The following is a 17,662-nucleotide window of genomic DNA, read 5'->3' as shown; positions in this document are numbered from 1 at the left end:
AAATTGCGGTCAAGAGATACCATATTGACAAAGAATTTTAAGTCTGCCGGACATTAAGCGGTGCGTTTCTGGGTTTGAGTTTTTTAATCGAACCATGAGTAAATTGAGGATTTATATAATGAAAACTTTATTGAACGCCGTTGTCGGCGCAGTTGCAGTTTCCTTTTTATTCGCCGCTACGGCGCAATCTGCAACAATCACAGTTGAATGGAATACGGATGTTCCGGCAGAGGATACTTTTGTTCCTCAGGCAAATGATTTCACGGGTAATGTATATCAAGGTGTCACGGGTTCGATTGGCGGCCTGCGCAGATCTCCTTGGGATACAATTCCCGGTATGGAAGATACGGGGACTTACACCTCGGTGTCCGGCGATGCCTCAGCCACATATGAGTTGAAAGAAGCGATTAATGAATTCAGCTTTATGTGGGGTTCTGTTGACGATTACAATATGATCGAATTCTGGAATGACGGGGAATGGCTCGGTATCCTTGAAGGATCGGATTCCCAGCTTGATGGGGCGCCGAAGCGGGTTGAATGGATCAACGCCACGATCTCACTGGATATGCTGTTTGACGAAGTGCGCTTTATCTCCGGTAGCAATGCCTTTGAATATGCAAATGTCGGGCTTTCCACCGTGCCACTGCCGGCTGCCCTGCCCCTGTATGGCGCTGGACTTGCCGCCCTTGGCTTTATGGGATGGCGCCGCCGCCGCAAGGCCGCAGCGACTGCATAAGCAGATAAGTTAGAAAATTTTCAGTCTTGAACGGCGGCTTTAATCAGGCCGCCGTTTTTCTTTGGCCAATCGCCGGGTCTGACGATAGGGTATCGGGAGGATGAACATCAATACGGGGCGTTGAATGGATACGGATAAAGCGACTGAGAAACTGGCGGCGGCGGACGCCTTTAGTGAGGCGGAAAAGCAGGCCGTCTATAAGGCCATCAATACCCGTCGGGATGTCCGCGATCAGTTTTTGCCGACCCCCCTGCCCAATGACCTTGTTGAAAAGCTGTTGCAAGCCGCCCATCATGCGCCGTCTGTCGGGTTTATGCAGCCGTGGAATTTTATCCTGATCCGGGACTCCGCCCAGAAACAGAAAATCTGGGAAGCCTTCGAGCGGGCCAACAAGGAGGCCGCCGGGATGTTCGATGCGGACCGCCAGAGCCTGTATCAGAAACTGAAACTGGAAGGCATCCTGAAATCCCCGCTGAATATCTGTATCACCTGTGACCGGTCGCGCGGCGGCGAGGTCATTCTCGGCCGCACCCATAATCCGCAGATGGATTTATACAGCACCGTCTGCGCCGTGCAAAATCTATGGCTGGCCGCCCGCGCCGAAGGGGTCGGTATGGGCTGGGTGAGTATTTATCATGATGCGGAATTAAAGACCTTGCTGGGGATCCCCGAGGAGATCGAGATTATCGCCTATCTATGCCTTGGCTATGTGGATGCCCTGTATGAAGAACCGGAACTGCAGGTGAAGGGCTGGCGCCAGCGGCTGGAGCTTTCGGATCTCATTAGTGAAGGCCGCTGGTCCGCAGGGATATCGCCAGACAAGACAACACATGAATAGGACTAATGGGTTCGATCGAACCCATTAAAATTTTTCATGTATCCGGCGCGCCTCGACAGTCGCTATAGCATCGCCTGGATGACCCGGTCCGGGGGTGTATGGCCATCGATAAATGTCTTGATATTGATCAGTACCTTTTCGCCCATATCAATCCGGCCCTCGATGGTGGCGGATCCCATATGCGGGAGCAGGATGACGTTATCAAGTTCGAGCAGGCGCGGGTTGACGGCGGGTTCATGTTCGAACACGTCGAGACCGGCACCGGCAATATTCCCGGCCCGCAGCATCCGGGTCAGGGCATTTTCATCGACCACTTCACCGCGGGAGGTATTGACGATATAGCAGGTCGGCTGCAACAGCGCCAGGCGGCGGGAATTGAGCAAATGGAAGGTTGCCGGCGTATGCGGGCAGTTGATGGAAACAATATCCATACGGGCCAGCATCTGATCGAGGCTTTCCCAATATGTGGCTTCCAGCTCGTCTTCAATAAAGTCCGGCAGCCGGTTGCGGTTATGATAATGGATGGACAGGCCAAAGGCTTTCGCCCGCCGGGCCACGGCTTGCCCGATGCGGCCCATGCCGACAATACCCAGGCGTTTCCCCCAGATCCGGTGGCCGAGCATGCTGGTTGGCGACCAGCCTTTCCATTCCCCGGCGCGCATGCGGCGCTCCCCTTCGGTCAGGCGCCGCGGCACGGCCATGATGAGGGCCATGGTCATATCGGCGGTATCTTCCGTCAGGACACCGGGTGTATTGGTCACGGTAATGCCGCGCTGGCGGGCGGTTGCCAGATCGATATGATCGACACCGGTGCCGAAACTGGCGATGAGTTTCAGGTCCGGGTTACACTGGCTGATGATCCCGAGATCGATTTTATCGGTCACCGTCGGCACCAGCACATCCGCTTCCTTGACCGCCTCGATCAGTTCGGCCTGGGTCATCGGGGCATCGTCATGGTTCAGCCTTGTATCGAAAAGCTCCATCATGCGCGTCTCAATGGCATCGGGAAGTTTTCTCGTGACAACAACAAGCGGTTTTTTTTGCGACATCCGGTGACTCTTTCGTTCCTGGTCCGTTAATAAAATTGGACAGCTAGGCTTTTTCTAGCAGATCACGGTGACGGATACAATTGTGACCTTAAGGAAGATGACCTGCTTTTTTGAGTTCTTGACCCAATGGCACCAGACGCGGCATAACCATAGTCGATTTCGTTCTCATTCGAAGGTGTTTTCCCCGTGAAGTCCTGCGCCCTTTTGCTTACTCTCATCAGCTTTTGTTTTTTGACGGCGACCGCCCATGCCGGTTCGACGGGCACGGAAACCGGCCTGCCGCTGCCGCGTTTCGTCTCGCTATCGTCCAACAAGGTCAATGTCCGCACCGGGCCCGGAACCCGCTATCCCATCTCCTGGGTGTTTGTCCGCCGGGGATGGCCGGTCGAGGTGATCGCCGAATATGAGCTCTGGCGCCGCATCCGGGATGTGGACGGGGCAACGGGCTGGGTCCATAAAGGATTGCTCAGCAGCCGCCGGACCCTGATCATTACCGAAGAATCACGGGCCGTCTTCGAGGATCCAGACGAGAGCAGCGTGGTTGTCCTGCTGGCCGAGCCCGGTGTTCTCGGCAAATTGCGCGAATGCGATGGCCGCTGGTGCGCGCTGGAAATCGCCGGCCTGACCGGCTGGCTGCCGGCCAATCAGTTTTACGGGGTTCTGGAAAACGAAAAGGTCCGCTAACCTACCGTTTTCCGCCCTTTCTGTTATATATATCAGATCCGGGCGCGCCTAGCCCGCCTCGGGCCCCGGATCCGGCCGGTTCAAGGCGGGATCAAAAAACCCGCCGTCCAGATTGCCATGGCCCCAGTCCATGATCTGCCGCAGCACAGGTTCAAGGGTCTTTCCGCGATCGGTCAGGTAGTATTTATACCGGGTCGGGCGGTCCTGATAGGCCTCCCGCCGAACCAGATCCCACTTCATCAGTCGTTTCAGCCGTTGCGACAGTAAATTGCTCGGCATCCGCTCCTCGCTGTTTTGCAGCTCCTGAAAGCTGTGCTTGCCATGCCACATCAGGTCGCGAACAACCAACAGGGTCCATTTATCGCCGACAATCTCCAGGGTCCGGGCAATGGAGCAGCGGGAACGAAAGTCATGGGAAGGTTGTGTCATCTTGTCACTCCAACTGGGATCCCTCTCATCATAAGGGAGTGACTTTAAAAATGGAAGCTTGATTCCCTTCTTCGCTTTCAGTATTAATGTCACTTTCATTATTAAAGTCACTAATGCCTTTTAATCTTTTCGCACCAGAAAGATCCCGCTGATGACCCTGATTGGAAACACCCCCCTATACAAGCTGAACAGCCTGACCGAACCGGGCAGCGCCGATATCTATGTGAAATGGGAGGGGGCAAACCCGACCGGCAGCATGAAGGACCGCATGGCTCTGTCCATGATCGACGGGGCGGAGCGGCGGGGCCTGCTAAAGCCCGGCGGCCGTGTTGTGGAATATACCGGCGGCAGTACGGGCAGTTCGCTGGCCATGGTCTGCGCAACCCGCGGCTACAAGGCGCATTTCGTCTCGTCCAACGGATTTTCTGACGAAAAACTGCAGACCATGCGGGCCTTCGGCGCCGAGGTTGAAATCATCCCGGCCAAAGACGGTATCCTGACCGCGGAGGTCATTGACCGGATGATTGCCCGCGCTAAGGACCTGACCGGGGATGCGGATACTTTCTGGCCCGATCAGGTCAATAACCCCGATAACAAGCGGGGCTATCATCCCATGGCGCGGGAGATCCTGAGCGCCATGGACGGACCCGTGGATGAATTTGTCATGGCCGTCGGCGGCGGCGGCTGTATCTCCGGCAATGCGGAAATCCTGAAAACACAGAACCCGCAAACGCGGATCGTCGGGGTGGAGCCCTATCATGTGCGCAATATCTCGGGCGGCGATACGGGCGGCACCCATCAGCTGGAAGGGATCGGCCTGTCCTTCATCCCCACCATCCTGCGCCGCGACCTGATCGATGACATTGTGCCGGTAAAAGACGCGGACGCCGTCGAGGCCGCCCGCCTGCTCGCCCGCCACGAGGGGATCATCGGCGGCATCACCTCCGGCGCCAACGTCTGGGCCGCCCGCCACCGCGCCAGACAACTGGGACCGGGCAAAAACATCGTCACGGTCATTGTCGATACGGGATTACGGTATTTGAACGGGGGGTTGTTCGGGTAGGGATTGGGGCTTGTGGGTCGGTTTATTGTTCGCTTTGTGCCAAAAGCAGACACTCTGACTAAGGGCTAATAGCAGTCATGTAGACGTTTCAGGCTCATTACCTGAAGGTCGCAGGTTCAAATCCTGCTCCTGTAACCCAAACATCGAAGCCATCCCATCCGGGTTGGATTTCGTGTTTTTGGGTTACAGGATCAAGCTTTGAACTTAGTGCTTTAACCCTAGAGGAGATAGTAAGCTGAGGCCTATAGCTTTCAGTTGTTACAGGGCCATCGTTGTGCACTCTACCGGGCAGCTTTTTGTGCTTGCTCTTAGTCTTTCTCTTCAATGAACTCATCGCAACTTGGAACGGAATTTAATGGCCTATCTCAGACAGTTTCATTGCAAGAAAATCAAAGACCCTTCTGACACGGGGATTTGTTTTTAGTTCTGAATGAGCAGCAAGCCACATTGGTACCGGATTGGGTTTGACAGACACGTCAAGCCGAGAGACCTTTGGTTCGCTTTCACCGACTTCTACCTGATTGAAGCCGATACCATAGCCAGCAACGATCATATTCCAGTACACAATCGGATCGTCACACCGGCATGAGAAAAATTCACGGCTCACATTGAGTCCAAATCTCTTAAGAGCGTTGATTATCGTGTCGCTCTTATCAAATCCTACAAATTCGTGATTCAGGATCTCATCTGCTGTCCTGGGAGCAGGGTTCCTTTCCAAGTATGAATTGGCTGCAAAAAGATCGAAACTGGTTTCCCCCACCTTGCGCGCAAACAGATCAGCCTGGGTGGGCCGGTACATCCTTATCGCTATGTCGGCCTCTCTCCTCAATAGATTATCGGTTTTGTTCGAGGCCACTAGTTCAATATCAATACCAGGTTCTTTAAGTCTCAGCTCGGCCAGTATCGATGGTAGTATGTAAGTCGATACGGTAGTGATAGCAGTAACGCGCACGGTGCCAGAGAGACTGCTCTCACGACCTTCAATATCCAGGGACAGTCGGCCCGCAGCATCTGCCATTTCCAGTGCATGCTGCAGTACTTCCATGCCGCGCTGCGTTAGTTCTGCAGCGCCGTTAGCGCGATCAAACAAATGGCTGTCTAGCTGTGCTTCTAGTGTCGCAATGTGGCGACTATATGTGGCTTGGCTCCCTTTGGTCGCTCGTGCAGCAGCCGAAAACGAACCATGCTCACTTACGGCAATGAACGATTGCAGCAAATTCCAGTCAAGCTCTTTGATCATCCTATCGATCCATAAATGGATGACAATAGTCAGATTTGGGGAATTATCAATTCAATTATGACTGGATATACAGTTCCCATCAACACGGGTTGAAAGGAACCAAACAACAGCAAAGCCGAAGGAAGAAAATACCTTGCTGTTCTGGTTGTGGATTCCGCCGTGGTCGAAGTACCGAACAAAAAAAGAGGTTAAGGAGACATCCGTTATGGGAAAAACTGCTTACTGGGTTGCCGGAATCGTTTCATTTAGTGCCATCGGGCTACACGAGTTGCTTGGCGCCCCGTTTTTCCTGCCTCCCCTGTCGGAGACAAATCTGGCTGACTCTATCATTTGGATGCATCGATTCTCCTGGCATGTCGGGTCGATCACGATGGCAGCCATGGGGTTCATGTTTGTCAGGGCTGCACTAAAACCAGGGGAGGCAATACTGGGTGCTATTGCAACCTCGATTGCCGCACTGATGGGATGCCTAGGTATTGGTCAGGCGTTGTTTGGAAACGATATCCTGTGGAGCACCCCGGCACCGTTCCTGTGGCCGGTTATCGCGATCGTGGGTGGTCTTGGTTTGGCGATGTCCCGACAACAGAAACCTGTCTAGACAAGGCTAGTTACAGGTAACATACATCGTTCGGGTATTGGCCGAAGGCGGGCGTTGCACCTGACACCCGACTGAATGCCTGCTTCGGGTCAGAAGCGGACATTGATTGAGGTTCGTGCAAACAGCTTCGATAGACGCTGGCTCTCCGGACAGAGGCGAAGCATCTCAAGCACTTATGATCGATGAGGTTGTGCCGGTAAAAGACGCGGACGCCGTTGAGGCCGCCCGCCACCGCGCCCGGCAGCTGGGACCGGGCAAGAAGGTTGTTACGGTGATTGTCGATACGGGCCTGCGGTATTTAAACGGGGGGTTGTTTGGGTAGGGGGATCGGCTGATTTGCAGTAAGTCCAAGGTCCGAGATGTGCCAAAAGCGGAAAACCCTTCCCCTAAACACTATTTTTACTCTTGGCGCATATTGGTTATCTCAGAACTCCCCGTTTCAAAAAATAAGTTAAACAAATACTGGCTTATTCCCGTCAAAATACCAGTTTTGTAACTTTTCACTATTGATTTCCACGCCACCAACCCAACGCTTAATATTATTGACTTTTAGCCAATTTTTTTCACCTTTGAGCAATGCCTCACCCATAGGCGTGAGGGTGAGAACCTCTTTTCCGTGGTCGTGAGGGGCTTCTATTCTGCCCGTAATTTTGAGCGCTGGTGTTTCTGCTTCCCAAAGCGCCTTTAGGGTTGCAAAGAACATGACGTCTCCATGGTATGGTTGGGGGTCCTTTTCAGCTAAGGAAAACAGAAAGACACGCCGTGCAACCATATTCCCCTCTTCTGCAATAATTTCGAGGGCTAATTGTTCAGTAAGTCCGAGCCCGTTTTTTAGAGCTGGCAGCTCTGATAACATTCTCAGCATGGCCTTTTGCATAAGTGGGAGTGGAGCATTTTTACGTTGAGAAAGATGCCAAAGAGATGTCGGATCTTTGCTTGTGTAAGCATCCCAAATTGCTTTTCCAAAATTAATCATGTCAAAAGTGACGGGCAAACGTTGTTGGTAAAGAAGCGCCAGACTTTCAGGTTGATCTATAAGTTGACCAAGCCCGATAAATTTTCTAAATCCGGGAAAGTGGTCAATTTGCACAAGATCCAGTGAAAAGGGTAACTCAGGTCCAATGTCTGCCATCTTATGAAGGAGATAGGCGAGACAGAGTTGGTCAAAGGCATCATGCTCAAACCATAATGTGACCGACTGATAGGAATGCCGCAGAGTGTCGACCTCTTGTTCCTCTTTAATAAGGTCCTTACGGATGTTCGCTCGCTTCTCTGAAGAAATATAAGGCCCGAGCACTTGATCAATGTACTGGCTTCGAAGCTCATATGAACGTTCTTTTTGACTGGATGGTAAGACCGGGCCCATAGCAAATGGATTGATGACCTCTAGAAAATCACCGTTAAAACCTGCGTCTTTGAGGGTTTGTCCTATATCGCTGCCACAGCGAATATGAACAGCTTTCGGGCCGTCAATAGACTTACCGGATGTCACCAGTCGAGACGCAGCTTTCAAAGCGATCAAGTGACGTTTGAGTTTTGGCCAGCTGTCAAAACCACACTCTATGGCCAATACATGTTGACAGTCGACTAGGGTGATATCTTCGAACTTGCGAGAGCCGTCACGTACTTTGGGATGGGTGGATAGAATGCGGCTCTTTGCTAACGGGTCAGCGTTCTTCACATCTTTAAGGAGGCTCTTGGCATCCTTTTTAAGCTTTTCAAATGAGAATTTCTGCCCTGTCATGTTTTGACGCATCACAACTAGTCGCGCGTCTAATGATGTGGGTGTAAAACCTTCCCGATTGGCTGTCGGATGATAGGTCCTGAATAGCGAAAACGCAGATTCACTATTGGCACAGTAATCCGCCAGTAGAATATCTGCCCTAAGTGATAGTTCAGATTGGTATTCAGTCGCTGAGGGAGTCGGCGAAATGTTGACACCCACAATGGGTGACTTTTCATAAATATGCATACGATTTTCCTTTTTGCCGTATCCGCCCAACGTCTCGAAATCGTACGTTAAAGTCTCTTTCTTATTTCCTTGTCAGGCTGAGCCTTTTCCGCGGATAGGAAGCACACAAGGGATGCAATGACATAATTGCCTGCTCTCAGGCTGCCTGTCAATCAACGAAGTGTTTGTATCCTGAAGGATGTTAATTCTTTAAACTAGGGAACCGCCAAAATGTCCGCTTTGGGTCAGAAGCGGACATTCCTCGGAACTGGTTCAATACTGCCGGCGAGGCGCCTTGGTTCACCAAATCTGATGGTGTAGGAAACCGCAAAATCTCAGATGCTGCTGTTAGGGAAGCCAGATGTTTAACTGGACCAGTTCAAAGGGAGGCAGGGATGTTTGGCACTGGGGCAACCAAAAAACAATTTACAACCTCTGACGGCGTGGAACTAAGCTATTTTGAGGCGGGCAGCAGTCACCCCCTGATCATGATCCATGGCTGGTCGCAAACGGCGGAACAATGGCACAACCAGATCAACCATTTCGCCGACAGTCACCGTGTCCTTGCTTTGGATCTACGGGGTCACGGCCAGTCTGCAAAGCCTGATTTCGGCTATTGCATCTATCGTTTTTCCAAAGACCTTTGCGACCTGATTGTCGAGCTTGGTCTCGGCGATATGGTGCTGATGGGGCATTCCATGGGATGTTCGGTCATCTGGGGATATTATGACCTCTTTGGGGTAGAGGGAATTGCCAAAATCGTTTTTGCAGTTTCGGCTTCTTGCAAGCCTATGGCTTGCAAAATCGACATATGCTTGTGCAATACTGGCTCAATTCGCCCCTTGGCCCGGTTCGCGCCACAATCAGCGACCAGCCTGAAATCGGCGAGGACCTTTTGAATGTCTTGAACAATGTTGCAGATATAATCATAGTGGCTTAAAAAAAACGGCTATTGGTGAAGATGCCGGAAACCAGGGTGCCAACGGCGTACCCACATTATGGAAATAAAAAAATGACAAATAAAGAAAAGATGAATGGCGCCGAGAGCCTGGTTGAAACCCTGTTGGCCAGTGACGTGGATATTTGCTTCACCAATCCCGGCACGTCGGAAATGCACTTTGTCGCCGCCCTGGATAAAATCCCCGGCATGCGCTGCGTCCTGTGCCTGTTCGAAGGCGGTGTCACCGGGGCCGCTGACGGCTATTATCGCATGACCGGCAAACCGGCCTCCACCTTGCTGCATCTGGCTCCCGGCCTCGGCAATGGCCTTGCCAATCTCCATAACGCCAAGAAGGCCCATTCCGGCATCGTCAATATCGTTGGCGACCATGCGACCTATCATCTCAAGTATGATGCGCCTTTGACGGCCGATATCGAAGGCGTTGCGGGACCCATGTCCCATTGGGTGAAAACCTCTCCGACTTCCGAGACCATTGCCGCTGATGGCGCATTGGCCGTGGAAACCGCCCGTAAATCCCCCGGCCAAATCGCCACCCTGATCCTGCCCGCCGACACTGCCTGGGGGGACGCGCATGAGGTTGTGACCGCCAAGGCACCGGCTGACAAGCCCCGTGTATCGGCGGAAACCATCAAGAAAACAGCCGGTTTACTGCGGAGCGGCAAGACCATGTCCTTGTTGCTGGGCGGCGATGCCCTGACGGAAGAATGCCTCGAACTGGCGGGCCGTATTGTCACCAAGACCGGTTGCGGAATTTATATCGACTGGTTCAACACCCGCCTGCAGCGCGGTGCCGGACGGGTACAGGTGGAGCGTATCCCCTATGTGGTCGACAACGCCCTCAAGGTCCTGGAGGCTGCAGGGGACCTGGTCCTGATCGGGGCCAAGGCACCCGTGGCTTTCTTTGCCTATCCGGAAAAACCCAGCGCTCTGATGCCGGAAAACAGCCTATGCCATGACTTCGCCGTGGTCGGGGATGATATGGAAGCGGCATTGCAAGCCCTGGCGGCGGAACTTGATGCCCTTGCCTCTCCTCCTGCCAATGTGGCCGAACCCTATACCCCGCCCCTGCCAACCGGGCCTTGCAGCAAGGAAGGCATTGCCGCCATTCTTGCCAATATGATTCCCGAAAATGCCGTCGTGATTGATGAGTCCGTCACCACCGGCCGCGAGTTTATGCGGGCGACGGCGGGGGCAAAGCCCCATGACTGGCTTAACAACCGCGGTGGCTCCATTGGTTTTGGCTTGCCGTTGGCCGTGGGCGCCTCCATTGCCTGCCCGGATCGCAAGGTTATCGCCCTCGAGGGTGATGGGAGTGCCATGTATACGATCCAGTCCCTCTGGACCTTGGCGCGGGAAAATCTCGATGTGACCATCCTGGTTTTTGCCAATGGCACCTACAACATTCTGCGCGGCGAATTGACCAATGTGGGTGTTCAAAACCCAGGCCCCCGTGCCATCGACATGCTAAGCATCAACCGTCCTGATCTTGACTGGGTCAAAATGGCCACTGGCATGGGAGTTGATGCTCAAAAGGTGACCACCCATGAAGCTCTGGCCCAAGCCTTCAAGGCGGGTCTCGCTCACCCGGGCCCTTACCTGATTGAGGTGGTCGTCTAAAAGACGATCAGCCTCGGCCCATCAAAATATCAACCGAATTCGCATAATTAAACTTGGGAAATACAGTAATGCCAACGCTTCATGGATTTTCATACAGCAACTACTACAACATACCGAAACACGCATTGTTGTATAAAGGCGTCGTCTTTTCGGAGGACCTTGTGTATGCAAGCGCGGAAGGCTACAACAAATTAAGTCCCGCGCTCAAGGTGCCAAGCCTGACCACCGACAGTGGCCACCACCTTTCAGAAGCCGCCGTGCTGTGCGAATACATAGAAGAAGCATATCCACAGAGACCCTTGTTTCCAGCAGATGTGTTTGCCCGTAACAAAAACCGGCAACTGATGCACATGGCAGAGCTGTACCTGGAGTTGCCAAATCGCAGATTAATCCCTTTCAGCTTAAGCAAACAACCGGCGCCTGAACAACTGATTGCGGAAGTGGTCGCAGTTGTTGAGCGAGGCATAAACTGTATTAATGCACTGGCAACCTTTAAGCCCTGGTTGTTTGGCGCCCAGTTCACGATGGCAGATATCTATTTATATTACGTTTTAACCGTTGCCGAAATGGGGGGGCAGATCACCGGGGTAGACCTGAACCAGCGCATCGCCGGCCTCGAAGAATGGCGCAGCGCCTTCGCCGCCGATCCCATCAGTCAACGCGTGGCGGCGGACAAGGAAGCCAATCGCGAAGGATTTTTTTCTTATATAAAAAGCCGTAGCTAAAATACGTGCTTGCTGTAGTAATCGACAACAGTGAATCAAATACGCCTGTCGCTGCAGCAATCTGTGTTGCGAAATAGACTGCCCCAAGCATCATTCCTATTTCCTCCCAACTGGTTTTCCAATGATCCGGATTGGCAGTGGGTAAATGTCAATCTCAACTACCGCTTTGGGTCAAATCCAGGAATTCCCCCGACTTGGTCCAATATTGCCGACAAGGCGCCGTCGCTGTCCGTTACAGGTGGCTCGGCAGTCTTCAGTCCTGGGCTTGCTGCCTTTTGGCGATAATGAGATAAAGGATCGCCGTGGCAAACATCAGCAGGCTGTAGATACCGCCCGGCACCGTCATCGTTTTGTTGCCGATTAACGTTGCCGCGACGAAGATCGCCAGGGTGCCGTTTTGCAAGCCGCATTCAAGCGTGATGGCGATGCGTTGCTTGACCCCCATCCCGGCAATATGGGCCAGCAGGGCCGCGAGCACCATCATGACCACATTGAGCGTAAGTGTGAGCGTTCCGGCCTGAATGAAGTAGTCGACAATATTTTCCCGTTCGCTGGCGATGGCGCCAAGGACGATGACAATAAAAAGAACCGATGCGACTAATCTGGCAATTCGCTCAAACTTTTTGGCAAATGCCGCGGCAAAATGCTTGATCAGCATACCGATGCAGACCGGTACCGTTGTAATCAGGAAAACGCCGATAATGGTTTTTCCGATCGGAAGTTCCGGCGCCGTTGCCGCGTTCATAAAATGCTGGATGGAAAAACTGACAATGAGAGGGAGCGTCACAACAGCGAGCAAACTGATCACAGCCGTCAGGGAGACGGACAAGGCCGTGTCGCCCCGCGCCAGATAAGTCATCAAATTCGAGGTAACACCGCCGGGGCAGCTGGCGATAATCATGACACCGACGGCCAATGCCGGTTCGATGGTCCAGACCGAGAGCAAGGCGAAAGCGACCAGGGGCAGCACAATGACTTGACTGACAGCGCCGACAAAAAAATCCCTCGGCCGCACAACCACCCGCTTGAAATCATCGAGCGTTAATTCCAGTCCGACTGAAAACATGATGAAAGCCAGTGACAGCGGTAAAAAAACCTGCGTGACGATATTTGTCTCTTCCATGATTCCCCCTCAATTATCCGCTGCCAATTTGGCGGATTGGCGTAAAAGTTCACGGCGGATCGACGTGACATCGACGCCGCCCGTTGCGGATAGCCCGGCGGCGGCAACCCCGGCGGCTTGGCCGGTTGCGAAGGCGGTGCCCATGACGCGGATGGCGGCGCCGGCCTTTCGGTCGCCATCGGCGGTGCGGCCGGCGGAAAACAGGTTGGCGGTATCGCGGCTCATAAGACAGCGCAGCGGAATCTCGAACGCCGTGCCGTCCGCCGGTATGTCCAGGCTGCTCAGATAGGTTTCCCGGTCGTGCCATTCCGCGCCCCAGGCGCCCAGCGCGATGCAATCCTCAAAAGAGGTGCGTGTTTCAATATCGTTCCAGGTCAGCTGATAGGCGGCGTTGATATGGCGGCTTTCACGGGTGCCAAATTCCGGCCCCGTATTGACCAGATAGGCCCCCTCGCATCCCTTTATGCGCTGCAGGGCCCGCAAGTAGGAATGCGCCTGCTGGCGTCCGTTCATTTCAGCTTTCGACATGCTGATCACGTCGCGGGGATCATAATCCGCGCTTGCCACATAAATGCAAAGGTCGCCGCTGAGGGGCAGACGGGCGACAACACTGGATTTTTTCGTCAATAACCGGTCGCCACCCGCCATTTCGGCTTCCACCGCGTCGGCAATCTCCGCGGCGGTGACCGTCAAATCAGCCGGAATGCCGCCAAACCGGGTGCCGAGGGAGGCCAGATTGACCCCGTCCTCATTGCCATAGCGGGTTGAGGCGCCGCCAAGATATGCGAGATTGGCTTCGCCGCTTGCATCAACAAAGGCGGCGGCACTGAATTCATGCTGCCCGCCATGATCCTGCACCAAAATCTTCGAAATTTTATCGCCGTCGCGGGTGGCGTCGATCAGGGTGCTGTGAAACCGTACCTCCACGCCGGCGTCGCGGCAGACTTCATCCAGCGCGATCTTGTTATGTTCCGGATCGAACACCATAAACACCCCGCGAAACCGCAGCGGATCGGTGATGGCCTTGCGCGCCCGAAGCTTTTCCAGCACCCGCTCGGCCACACCAAACACCGCCTGTTTCGGCTCCGGCCCCAATGTATAGAGGCCGCAATAGGTGATGACGTTTCGAAGCGCCGCCGCGCCGCCCAGCATCCCCGATTTCTCCACCAGCAAAACACGCGCGCCCGTATCTGCCGCCGCGACAGCCGCCCCAACGCCTGCAGACCCCCCACCGATTACAATGACGTCATAGGTGAATTTCATCTTCTTCCCGGATTATAATGTTCAGTTTGGGAAGCATCGTACCCTCATTCGGTATTTGTTGCCACTGGATATGAAAGGGGACGCGGGCAATGTCCTGGGGCGGTTCCGTTATAGGATTCCTGCCGAATAAAAAGGATAGGTATCCCGGATGCGCCGCTCTTTCGCTGGACCCTCAAGCCAAAAAAAATCCCCGAATATTTCTATTCGGGGATAGTGATTTAAAAATCCGATATTATCGCTGTTTCAACTCTGTAGAAGGGCTATCAGGATCAAAATTCAGTTCATACCGCGCGTAGTCCTTTTTAAACTCAAAGTCCTTTGTCACAATATCAATTTGGTTGTTATTAAACAGGTGCAAGACCGCGTCAATCGCCGACCGGAAGGCAGGCTCGACCCAACCGGCATCTGCATGATATCCTTCACCGGCAAAATAGAGACCGGAATTGGCGCTTTTTTCCTGGTTATATGTCATCGGCACCCGCGTACTGTTCCAGCCATACTGGTCATAAAACCGTGCAGCACCCTTATAGTTTTTTTGTCGTTCCCAATGATGGACCGACCCCTTGTAATTCGGGTTGCCATTGGAATCTACTCCTGTAGTTTGAGCATAATTGGCAATCCGGTCTTCGGGACGAATATTGCTGCAATTTGCCAACATCCGGTCTAATTCCTTCACACACATGTTTATCAGTTCCTGATCACTATAGGATACAAGTTTGGTTGCATCACGCGTCCAGGTATAACTAATCAGGAGAACGCCGGTTTGTTTGTCTATCTCTCCTCTGTTAACTTTTACGCCATAGGTATCTCGCGTAAAGGTTTCACTCGCAATCATTTGCGGAATTGTGCAGTCCTTGCTCTCCCAATAAGGCGCCTTTAGCTCCACGTAAACCTTCGCGCAGGGTATCCAATATGCCTGAGACAGATAGGACTGCAAATCATAGGGCCACATATCATTATCAAATCCGGCGACATCAATCTCCATCCCGAATTGATGGGTCGGCACCGTTATAATAACCGCATCATACTCCCTATCAAATGCGTAATCCTTATGTTTTGCGACGTCAGGTTTTACCTCTAACTTGATCTTTCCGTTCTGCAGTCTTTCAATCTTCGAGACTGGGCTGTTCAGGAACAAATGGACACCGTCCTCTTTAGCCGGTTTCTTGCTGTCGTAAAGCGACGTACTATTGTCATCTTTAAACAATCGCCCGAACAACAGACAATCAGGAAATGTGCCCAGCCCGAGATATTCAGGAGATTCGAACTTGTTGCCTAAACTATCGACAACGTGATTAATTTGATGGTTTCCGGGCCTTTGATCTCCCTTGAAATTGCTATCCATATCCATTTTATCGGCAAAGAGTTTTTTATTGACGGCGTCTTGTTCGAGATCCAATTTCCCACCGTACTGAAATAATCCTTCAATAACTTGATGATCATCCGCATAACCATGGAGAAGGGTTCTATAAACAAACAGGAAGCTGACATTATAAAAAGCCCCCCAGCCGCCGTCGCCACAACCAATAACAAATAAAATCCTGGCTTCTTCCTCTGACAAGCCAACTCCGCCAAAATCTCCCATCAAGTTATCGTCATGATTGTCGTTGAATTTCATACGTACGACTTGTCGGAATGTTTTATTATAGTAGTTTCGGACAATATTCTTCCAGAACTCTGGCCATTCCTCACTGTCATAATATTTCTTGATATAGTCTTTCATGCGGGTACTGAATACGGTCCACTTTTTATCCACTTCCTGCAATTCTTTATTCGGAGGTAAATCTTCATCTTTGTTCCAGATAAGCATTTGCCCTTTGGCAGATTTTTCATCGTTGTATTTCGCATAGTCTTTGTTCTTGTTGGTGGTCTTTACTTCGTCGTCATCGTCGTCTTGGTCATCTTTGTGTTCTACTTTTTTGTTGCTACTTTTTTCCTTTTCTAATTTCGAATCTACTGGCTGGAACGTACCTTCATGGTAATAAATGCCGCTTTTGCAATGTTTTGACCCGGGATTGGGAAATTCAGATGTTCGGATAGCGAATCTTTCCAGCAAATAAGCCAGAACTGAATTTCCCTGTTTCCAAACCTGACCCTGCCTTTGGGCAGTACCGGCTTTGTATTTCTCATTTTGCGCAGGTATAAAGGGCGGCATTCTCATGGCACCGAAGTCCATGACGGTATACTGTTTTGCGTCATGATAGTCTGCAAGCGTCTTGGTCCACAGACGACCTCCGTAGCGACCGCTTGCCTCAAACATATCTATGTTTTCGAGCCCGCTGCGTGCAAGTTCATGTGCCGCCGTCAATCCTGCGGCACCCATCCCGATAACTGCTACGTTAAAGTTTTCTTTATCCTTGGCAGCGCCTATTCCATCGGGTGAATTATCCAGTAATTTTCTGAAGTTGAAGTTACGATCTGCAGGGCCCGGATAGGGTTGCCGCCATTCCTTTGTGGCTGCTTCCGAGGAAATTGTTTCATTGCTTTGATTTTTTTTGGGGATATTTTGATCCAGATTTAATTTATTGTCTGACACTATTTATTCTCCTTTTTGGTGTTAATATTTTATAGGAATGTAATTTTTTATTTACGTTTCAAAGGAAATAACGAGTTGTGGCAGTATCTGTGAAAAGGTTTAGATTTTGCGGTATCAAGGGGAAAAATATGGTTTTGTCGTAATGAAATCACCACTGGATCATGCCGCTTCAGGGCATATGGGCCTTATCGTGCCGGGCGATGCTGCCTCTAGGTCTTTTTAAAGATAGAAAATATATTTCTACTAATAAGTGTTTGAAGCGGACCCAAGGACCGTTTCGTCCGTATCGCTATTGTTGCGCCGGGGACGGGGCAGTTGCCACTCGTGCAAGGGCATTTCGAACGATCAGGATGTGAAAGGGCAGAATGGTCATTAGATAGATCCGACCACCTATATTGTGGGGATGAACCCAGGTTGCCAGGGAAACCCGGCCTTCTTGCGCGAAGATGGAGACGCGGAAATCAAGATGCTTGTCGTTAAATCCGGCTATAAGCTCTGACTCTGTTTCGATTTCCACAGGAAAGGGGCCAATTTTGTCAGCGGCGTTCGGACCCTCGTTGGAAAGGCCAAAAGGTGTCGTTATCACCCTTCGTATCTGCAGCAGGAAACGGGCCCATCCGGGAAACTCCGTTATGATCTCAGCCGCCGGGCGCGACGACAAGTTTGAGGACACTGAATAGCAGTCCAGAAAGTCTGTTGTCGACACACGGTCGCGCAGGGAGCTGTTTGCCGGGAGTTCGGAAGCGATCACATTGGCTTTGTTCTGTCGCAAAAGAGACCCTCTCCATCAAATATGGGATGCGCATTTATTGCAAGTATATCCGCTGAAATATTCTCCGTCTATCCGAT

Annotated in this window: 17 protein-coding genes; 9 read left to right on the top strand and 8 right to left on the bottom strand. The window is 52.0% G+C overall.

Annotation, left to right across the window (positions count from 1 at the left end; genetic code table 11):
- Positions 1-118 precede the first annotated feature (118 nt).
- The gene (locus tag NBZ79_RS18985; RefSeq protein WP_251934234.1) at positions 119-736 is read left to right on the top strand and encodes a VPLPA-CTERM sorting domain-containing protein; all 618 of its coding nucleotides are present in this window, start codon (positions 119-121) and stop codon (positions 734-736) included.
- A gap of 124 nt (positions 737-860) precedes the next feature.
- On the top strand, positions 861-1,574 hold the full coding sequence (gene bluB / locus NBZ79_RS18980; RefSeq protein ID WP_251934233.1) for a 5,6-dimethylbenzimidazole synthase: 714 nt from the start codon (positions 861-863) through the stop codon (positions 1,572-1,574).
- Between the two features lie 62 nt (positions 1,575-1,636).
- On the opposite strand, the gene NBZ79_RS18975 is transcribed toward bluB, so the two are convergent.
- Entirely contained in the window at positions 1,637-2,623 is a 987-nt protein-coding gene (locus NBZ79_RS18975; protein WP_251934232.1) for a 2-hydroxyacid dehydrogenase, read from the bottom strand.
- A gap of 186 nt (positions 2,624-2,809) precedes the next feature.
- On the opposite strand from NBZ79_RS18975, the gene NBZ79_RS18970 reads away from it, so the two are divergent.
- A complete protein-coding gene (locus tag NBZ79_RS18970; RefSeq protein WP_251934231.1) occupies positions 2,810-3,307 on the top strand; it encodes an SH3 domain-containing protein in 498 nt (165 codons plus the stop codon).
- Positions 3,308-3,355: 48 nt separating this feature from the next.
- Here the strand turns inward: NBZ79_RS18970 and NBZ79_RS18965 are convergent, their stop codons facing one another.
- Positions 3,356-3,736, bottom strand: a complete 381-nt coding sequence (locus NBZ79_RS18965) for a winged helix-turn-helix transcriptional regulator (protein ID WP_251934230.1) — start codon at positions 3,734-3,736, stop codon at positions 3,356-3,358.
- Between the two features lie 151 nt (positions 3,737-3,887).
- On the opposite strand from NBZ79_RS18965, the gene NBZ79_RS18960 reads away from it, so the two are divergent.
- Positions 3,888-4,799: a PLP-dependent cysteine synthase family protein gene (locus NBZ79_RS18960; RefSeq protein WP_251934229.1), complete on the top strand. Its 912-nt coding sequence runs from the start codon at positions 3,888-3,890 to the stop codon at positions 4,797-4,799.
- A 352-nt stretch (positions 4,800-5,151) separates the two neighbouring features.
- On the opposite strand, the gene NBZ79_RS18955 is transcribed toward NBZ79_RS18960, so the two are convergent.
- Complete coding sequence (locus NBZ79_RS18955; protein WP_251934228.1) at positions 5,152-6,039, bottom strand: LysR family transcriptional regulator; 888 nt, start codon at positions 6,037-6,039, stop codon at positions 5,152-5,154.
- A gap of 205 nt (positions 6,040-6,244) precedes the next feature.
- Here NBZ79_RS18955 and NBZ79_RS18950 point away from each other — a divergent pair, with 205 nt between their 5' ends.
- Positions 6,245-6,637 (top strand): hypothetical protein, encoded by a 393-nt coding sequence (locus NBZ79_RS18950; protein WP_251934227.1) that lies wholly within the window; start codon positions 6,245-6,247, stop codon positions 6,635-6,637.
- A 115-nt stretch (positions 6,638-6,752) separates the two neighbouring features.
- A complete protein-coding gene (locus tag NBZ79_RS18945) occupies positions 6,753-6,959 on the top strand; it encodes a hypothetical protein (protein WP_251934226.1) in 207 nt (68 codons plus the stop codon).
- A 129-nt stretch (positions 6,960-7,088) separates the two neighbouring features.
- Here the strand turns inward: NBZ79_RS18945 and NBZ79_RS18940 are convergent, their stop codons facing one another.
- On the bottom strand, positions 7,089-8,609 hold the full coding sequence (locus NBZ79_RS18940) for a DUF1835 domain-containing protein (RefSeq protein WP_251934225.1): 1,521 nt from the start codon (positions 8,607-8,609) through the stop codon (positions 7,089-7,091).
- A 374-nt stretch (positions 8,610-8,983) separates the two neighbouring features.
- Here NBZ79_RS18940 and NBZ79_RS18935 point away from each other — a divergent pair, with 374 nt between their 5' ends.
- The 3 genes from NBZ79_RS18935 (at position 8,984) to NBZ79_RS18925 (ending at position 11,891) form a co-directional block, all read left to right on the top strand.
- Positions 8,984-9,487, top strand: a complete 504-nt coding sequence (locus tag NBZ79_RS18935; RefSeq protein ID WP_251934224.1) for an alpha/beta fold hydrolase — start codon at positions 8,984-8,986, stop codon at positions 9,485-9,487.
- A gap of 131 nt (positions 9,488-9,618) precedes the next feature.
- On the top strand, positions 9,619-11,166 hold the full coding sequence (locus NBZ79_RS18930) for an acetolactate synthase large subunit (protein ID WP_420854627.1): 1,548 nt from the start codon (positions 9,619-9,621) through the stop codon (positions 11,164-11,166).
- A 68-nt stretch (positions 11,167-11,234) separates the two neighbouring features.
- Entirely contained in the window at positions 11,235-11,891 is a 657-nt protein-coding gene (locus NBZ79_RS18925; RefSeq protein WP_251934222.1) for a glutathione S-transferase family protein, read from the top strand.
- A gap of 253 nt (positions 11,892-12,144) precedes the next feature.
- Here the strand turns inward: NBZ79_RS18925 and NBZ79_RS18920 are convergent, their stop codons facing one another.
- The 4 genes from NBZ79_RS18920 to NBZ79_RS18905 all read right to left on the bottom strand — a co-directional run bounded on the left by NBZ79_RS18920 (position 12,145) and on the right by NBZ79_RS18905 (position 17,585).
- Positions 12,145-13,014, bottom strand: coding sequence for a bile acid:sodium symporter family protein (locus NBZ79_RS18920; protein ID WP_251934221.1), 870 nt, complete (start codon positions 13,012-13,014; stop codon positions 12,145-12,147).
- A gap of 9 nt (positions 13,015-13,023) precedes the next feature.
- Complete coding sequence (locus tag NBZ79_RS18915) at positions 13,024-14,277, bottom strand: FAD-dependent oxidoreductase (RefSeq protein ID WP_251934220.1); 1,254 nt, start codon at positions 14,275-14,277, stop codon at positions 13,024-13,026.
- Positions 14,278-14,509: 232 nt separating this feature from the next.
- Positions 14,510-16,813, bottom strand: coding sequence for an FAD-dependent oxidoreductase (locus NBZ79_RS18910; protein WP_251934219.1), 2,304 nt, complete (start codon positions 16,811-16,813; stop codon positions 14,510-14,512).
- Positions 16,814-17,102: 289 nt separating this feature from the next.
- Positions 17,103-17,585, bottom strand: coding sequence for a DUF2867 domain-containing protein (locus tag NBZ79_RS18905; RefSeq protein WP_251934218.1), 483 nt, complete (start codon positions 17,583-17,585; stop codon positions 17,103-17,105).
- Between the last annotated feature and the right edge of the window lie 77 nt (positions 17,586-17,662).

This window comes from Sneathiella marina, from assembly GCF_023746535.1.
Taxonomy (GTDB): Bacteria; Pseudomonadota; Alphaproteobacteria; order Sneathiellales; family Sneathiellaceae; genus Sneathiella; species Sneathiella marina.
This window is presented reverse-complemented; position numbering and strand designations above follow the sequence as displayed.

Excerpts from the sequence above, each read along its gene's own strand:
- NBZ79_RS18985 (WP_251934234.1), top strand. The coding sequence starts at position 119 with ATGAAAACTTTATTGAACGCCGTTGTCGGCGCAGTTGCAGTTTCCTTT.
- bluB (WP_251934233.1), top strand. The coding sequence starts at position 861 with ATGGATACGGATAAAGCGACTGAGAAACTGGCGGCGGCGGACGCCTTT.
- NBZ79_RS18975 (WP_251934232.1), bottom strand. The coding sequence starts at position 2,623 with ATGTCGCAAAAAAAACCGCTTGTTGTTGTCACGAGAAAACTTCCCGAT.
- NBZ79_RS18965 (WP_251934230.1), bottom strand. The coding sequence starts at position 3,736 with ATGACACAACCTTCCCATGACTTTCGTTCCCGCTGCTCCATTGCCCGG.
- NBZ79_RS18960 (WP_251934229.1), top strand. The coding sequence starts at position 3,888 with ATGACCCTGATTGGAAACACCCCCCTATACAAGCTGAACAGCCTGACC.
- NBZ79_RS18955 (WP_251934228.1), bottom strand. The coding sequence starts at position 6,039 with ATGATCAAAGAGCTTGACTGGAATTTGCTGCAATCGTTCATTGCCGTA.
- NBZ79_RS18950 (WP_251934227.1), top strand. The coding sequence starts at position 6,245 with ATGGGAAAAACTGCTTACTGGGTTGCCGGAATCGTTTCATTTAGTGCC.
- NBZ79_RS18940 (WP_251934225.1), bottom strand. The coding sequence starts at position 8,609 with ATGCATATTTATGAAAAGTCACCCATTGTGGGTGTCAACATTTCGCCG.
- NBZ79_RS18935 (WP_251934224.1), top strand. The coding sequence starts at position 8,984 with ATGTTTGGCACTGGGGCAACCAAAAAACAATTTACAACCTCTGACGGC.
- NBZ79_RS18930 (WP_420854627.1), top strand. The coding sequence starts at position 9,619 with ATGAATGGCGCCGAGAGCCTGGTTGAAACCCTGTTGGCCAGTGACGTG.
- NBZ79_RS18925 (WP_251934222.1), top strand. The coding sequence starts at position 11,235 with ATGCCAACGCTTCATGGATTTTCATACAGCAACTACTACAACATACCG.
- NBZ79_RS18920 (WP_251934221.1), bottom strand. The coding sequence starts at position 13,014 with ATGGAAGAGACAAATATCGTCACGCAGGTTTTTTTACCGCTGTCACTG.
- NBZ79_RS18915 (WP_251934220.1), bottom strand. The coding sequence starts at position 14,277 with ATGAAATTCACCTATGACGTCATTGTAATCGGTGGGGGGTCTGCAGGC.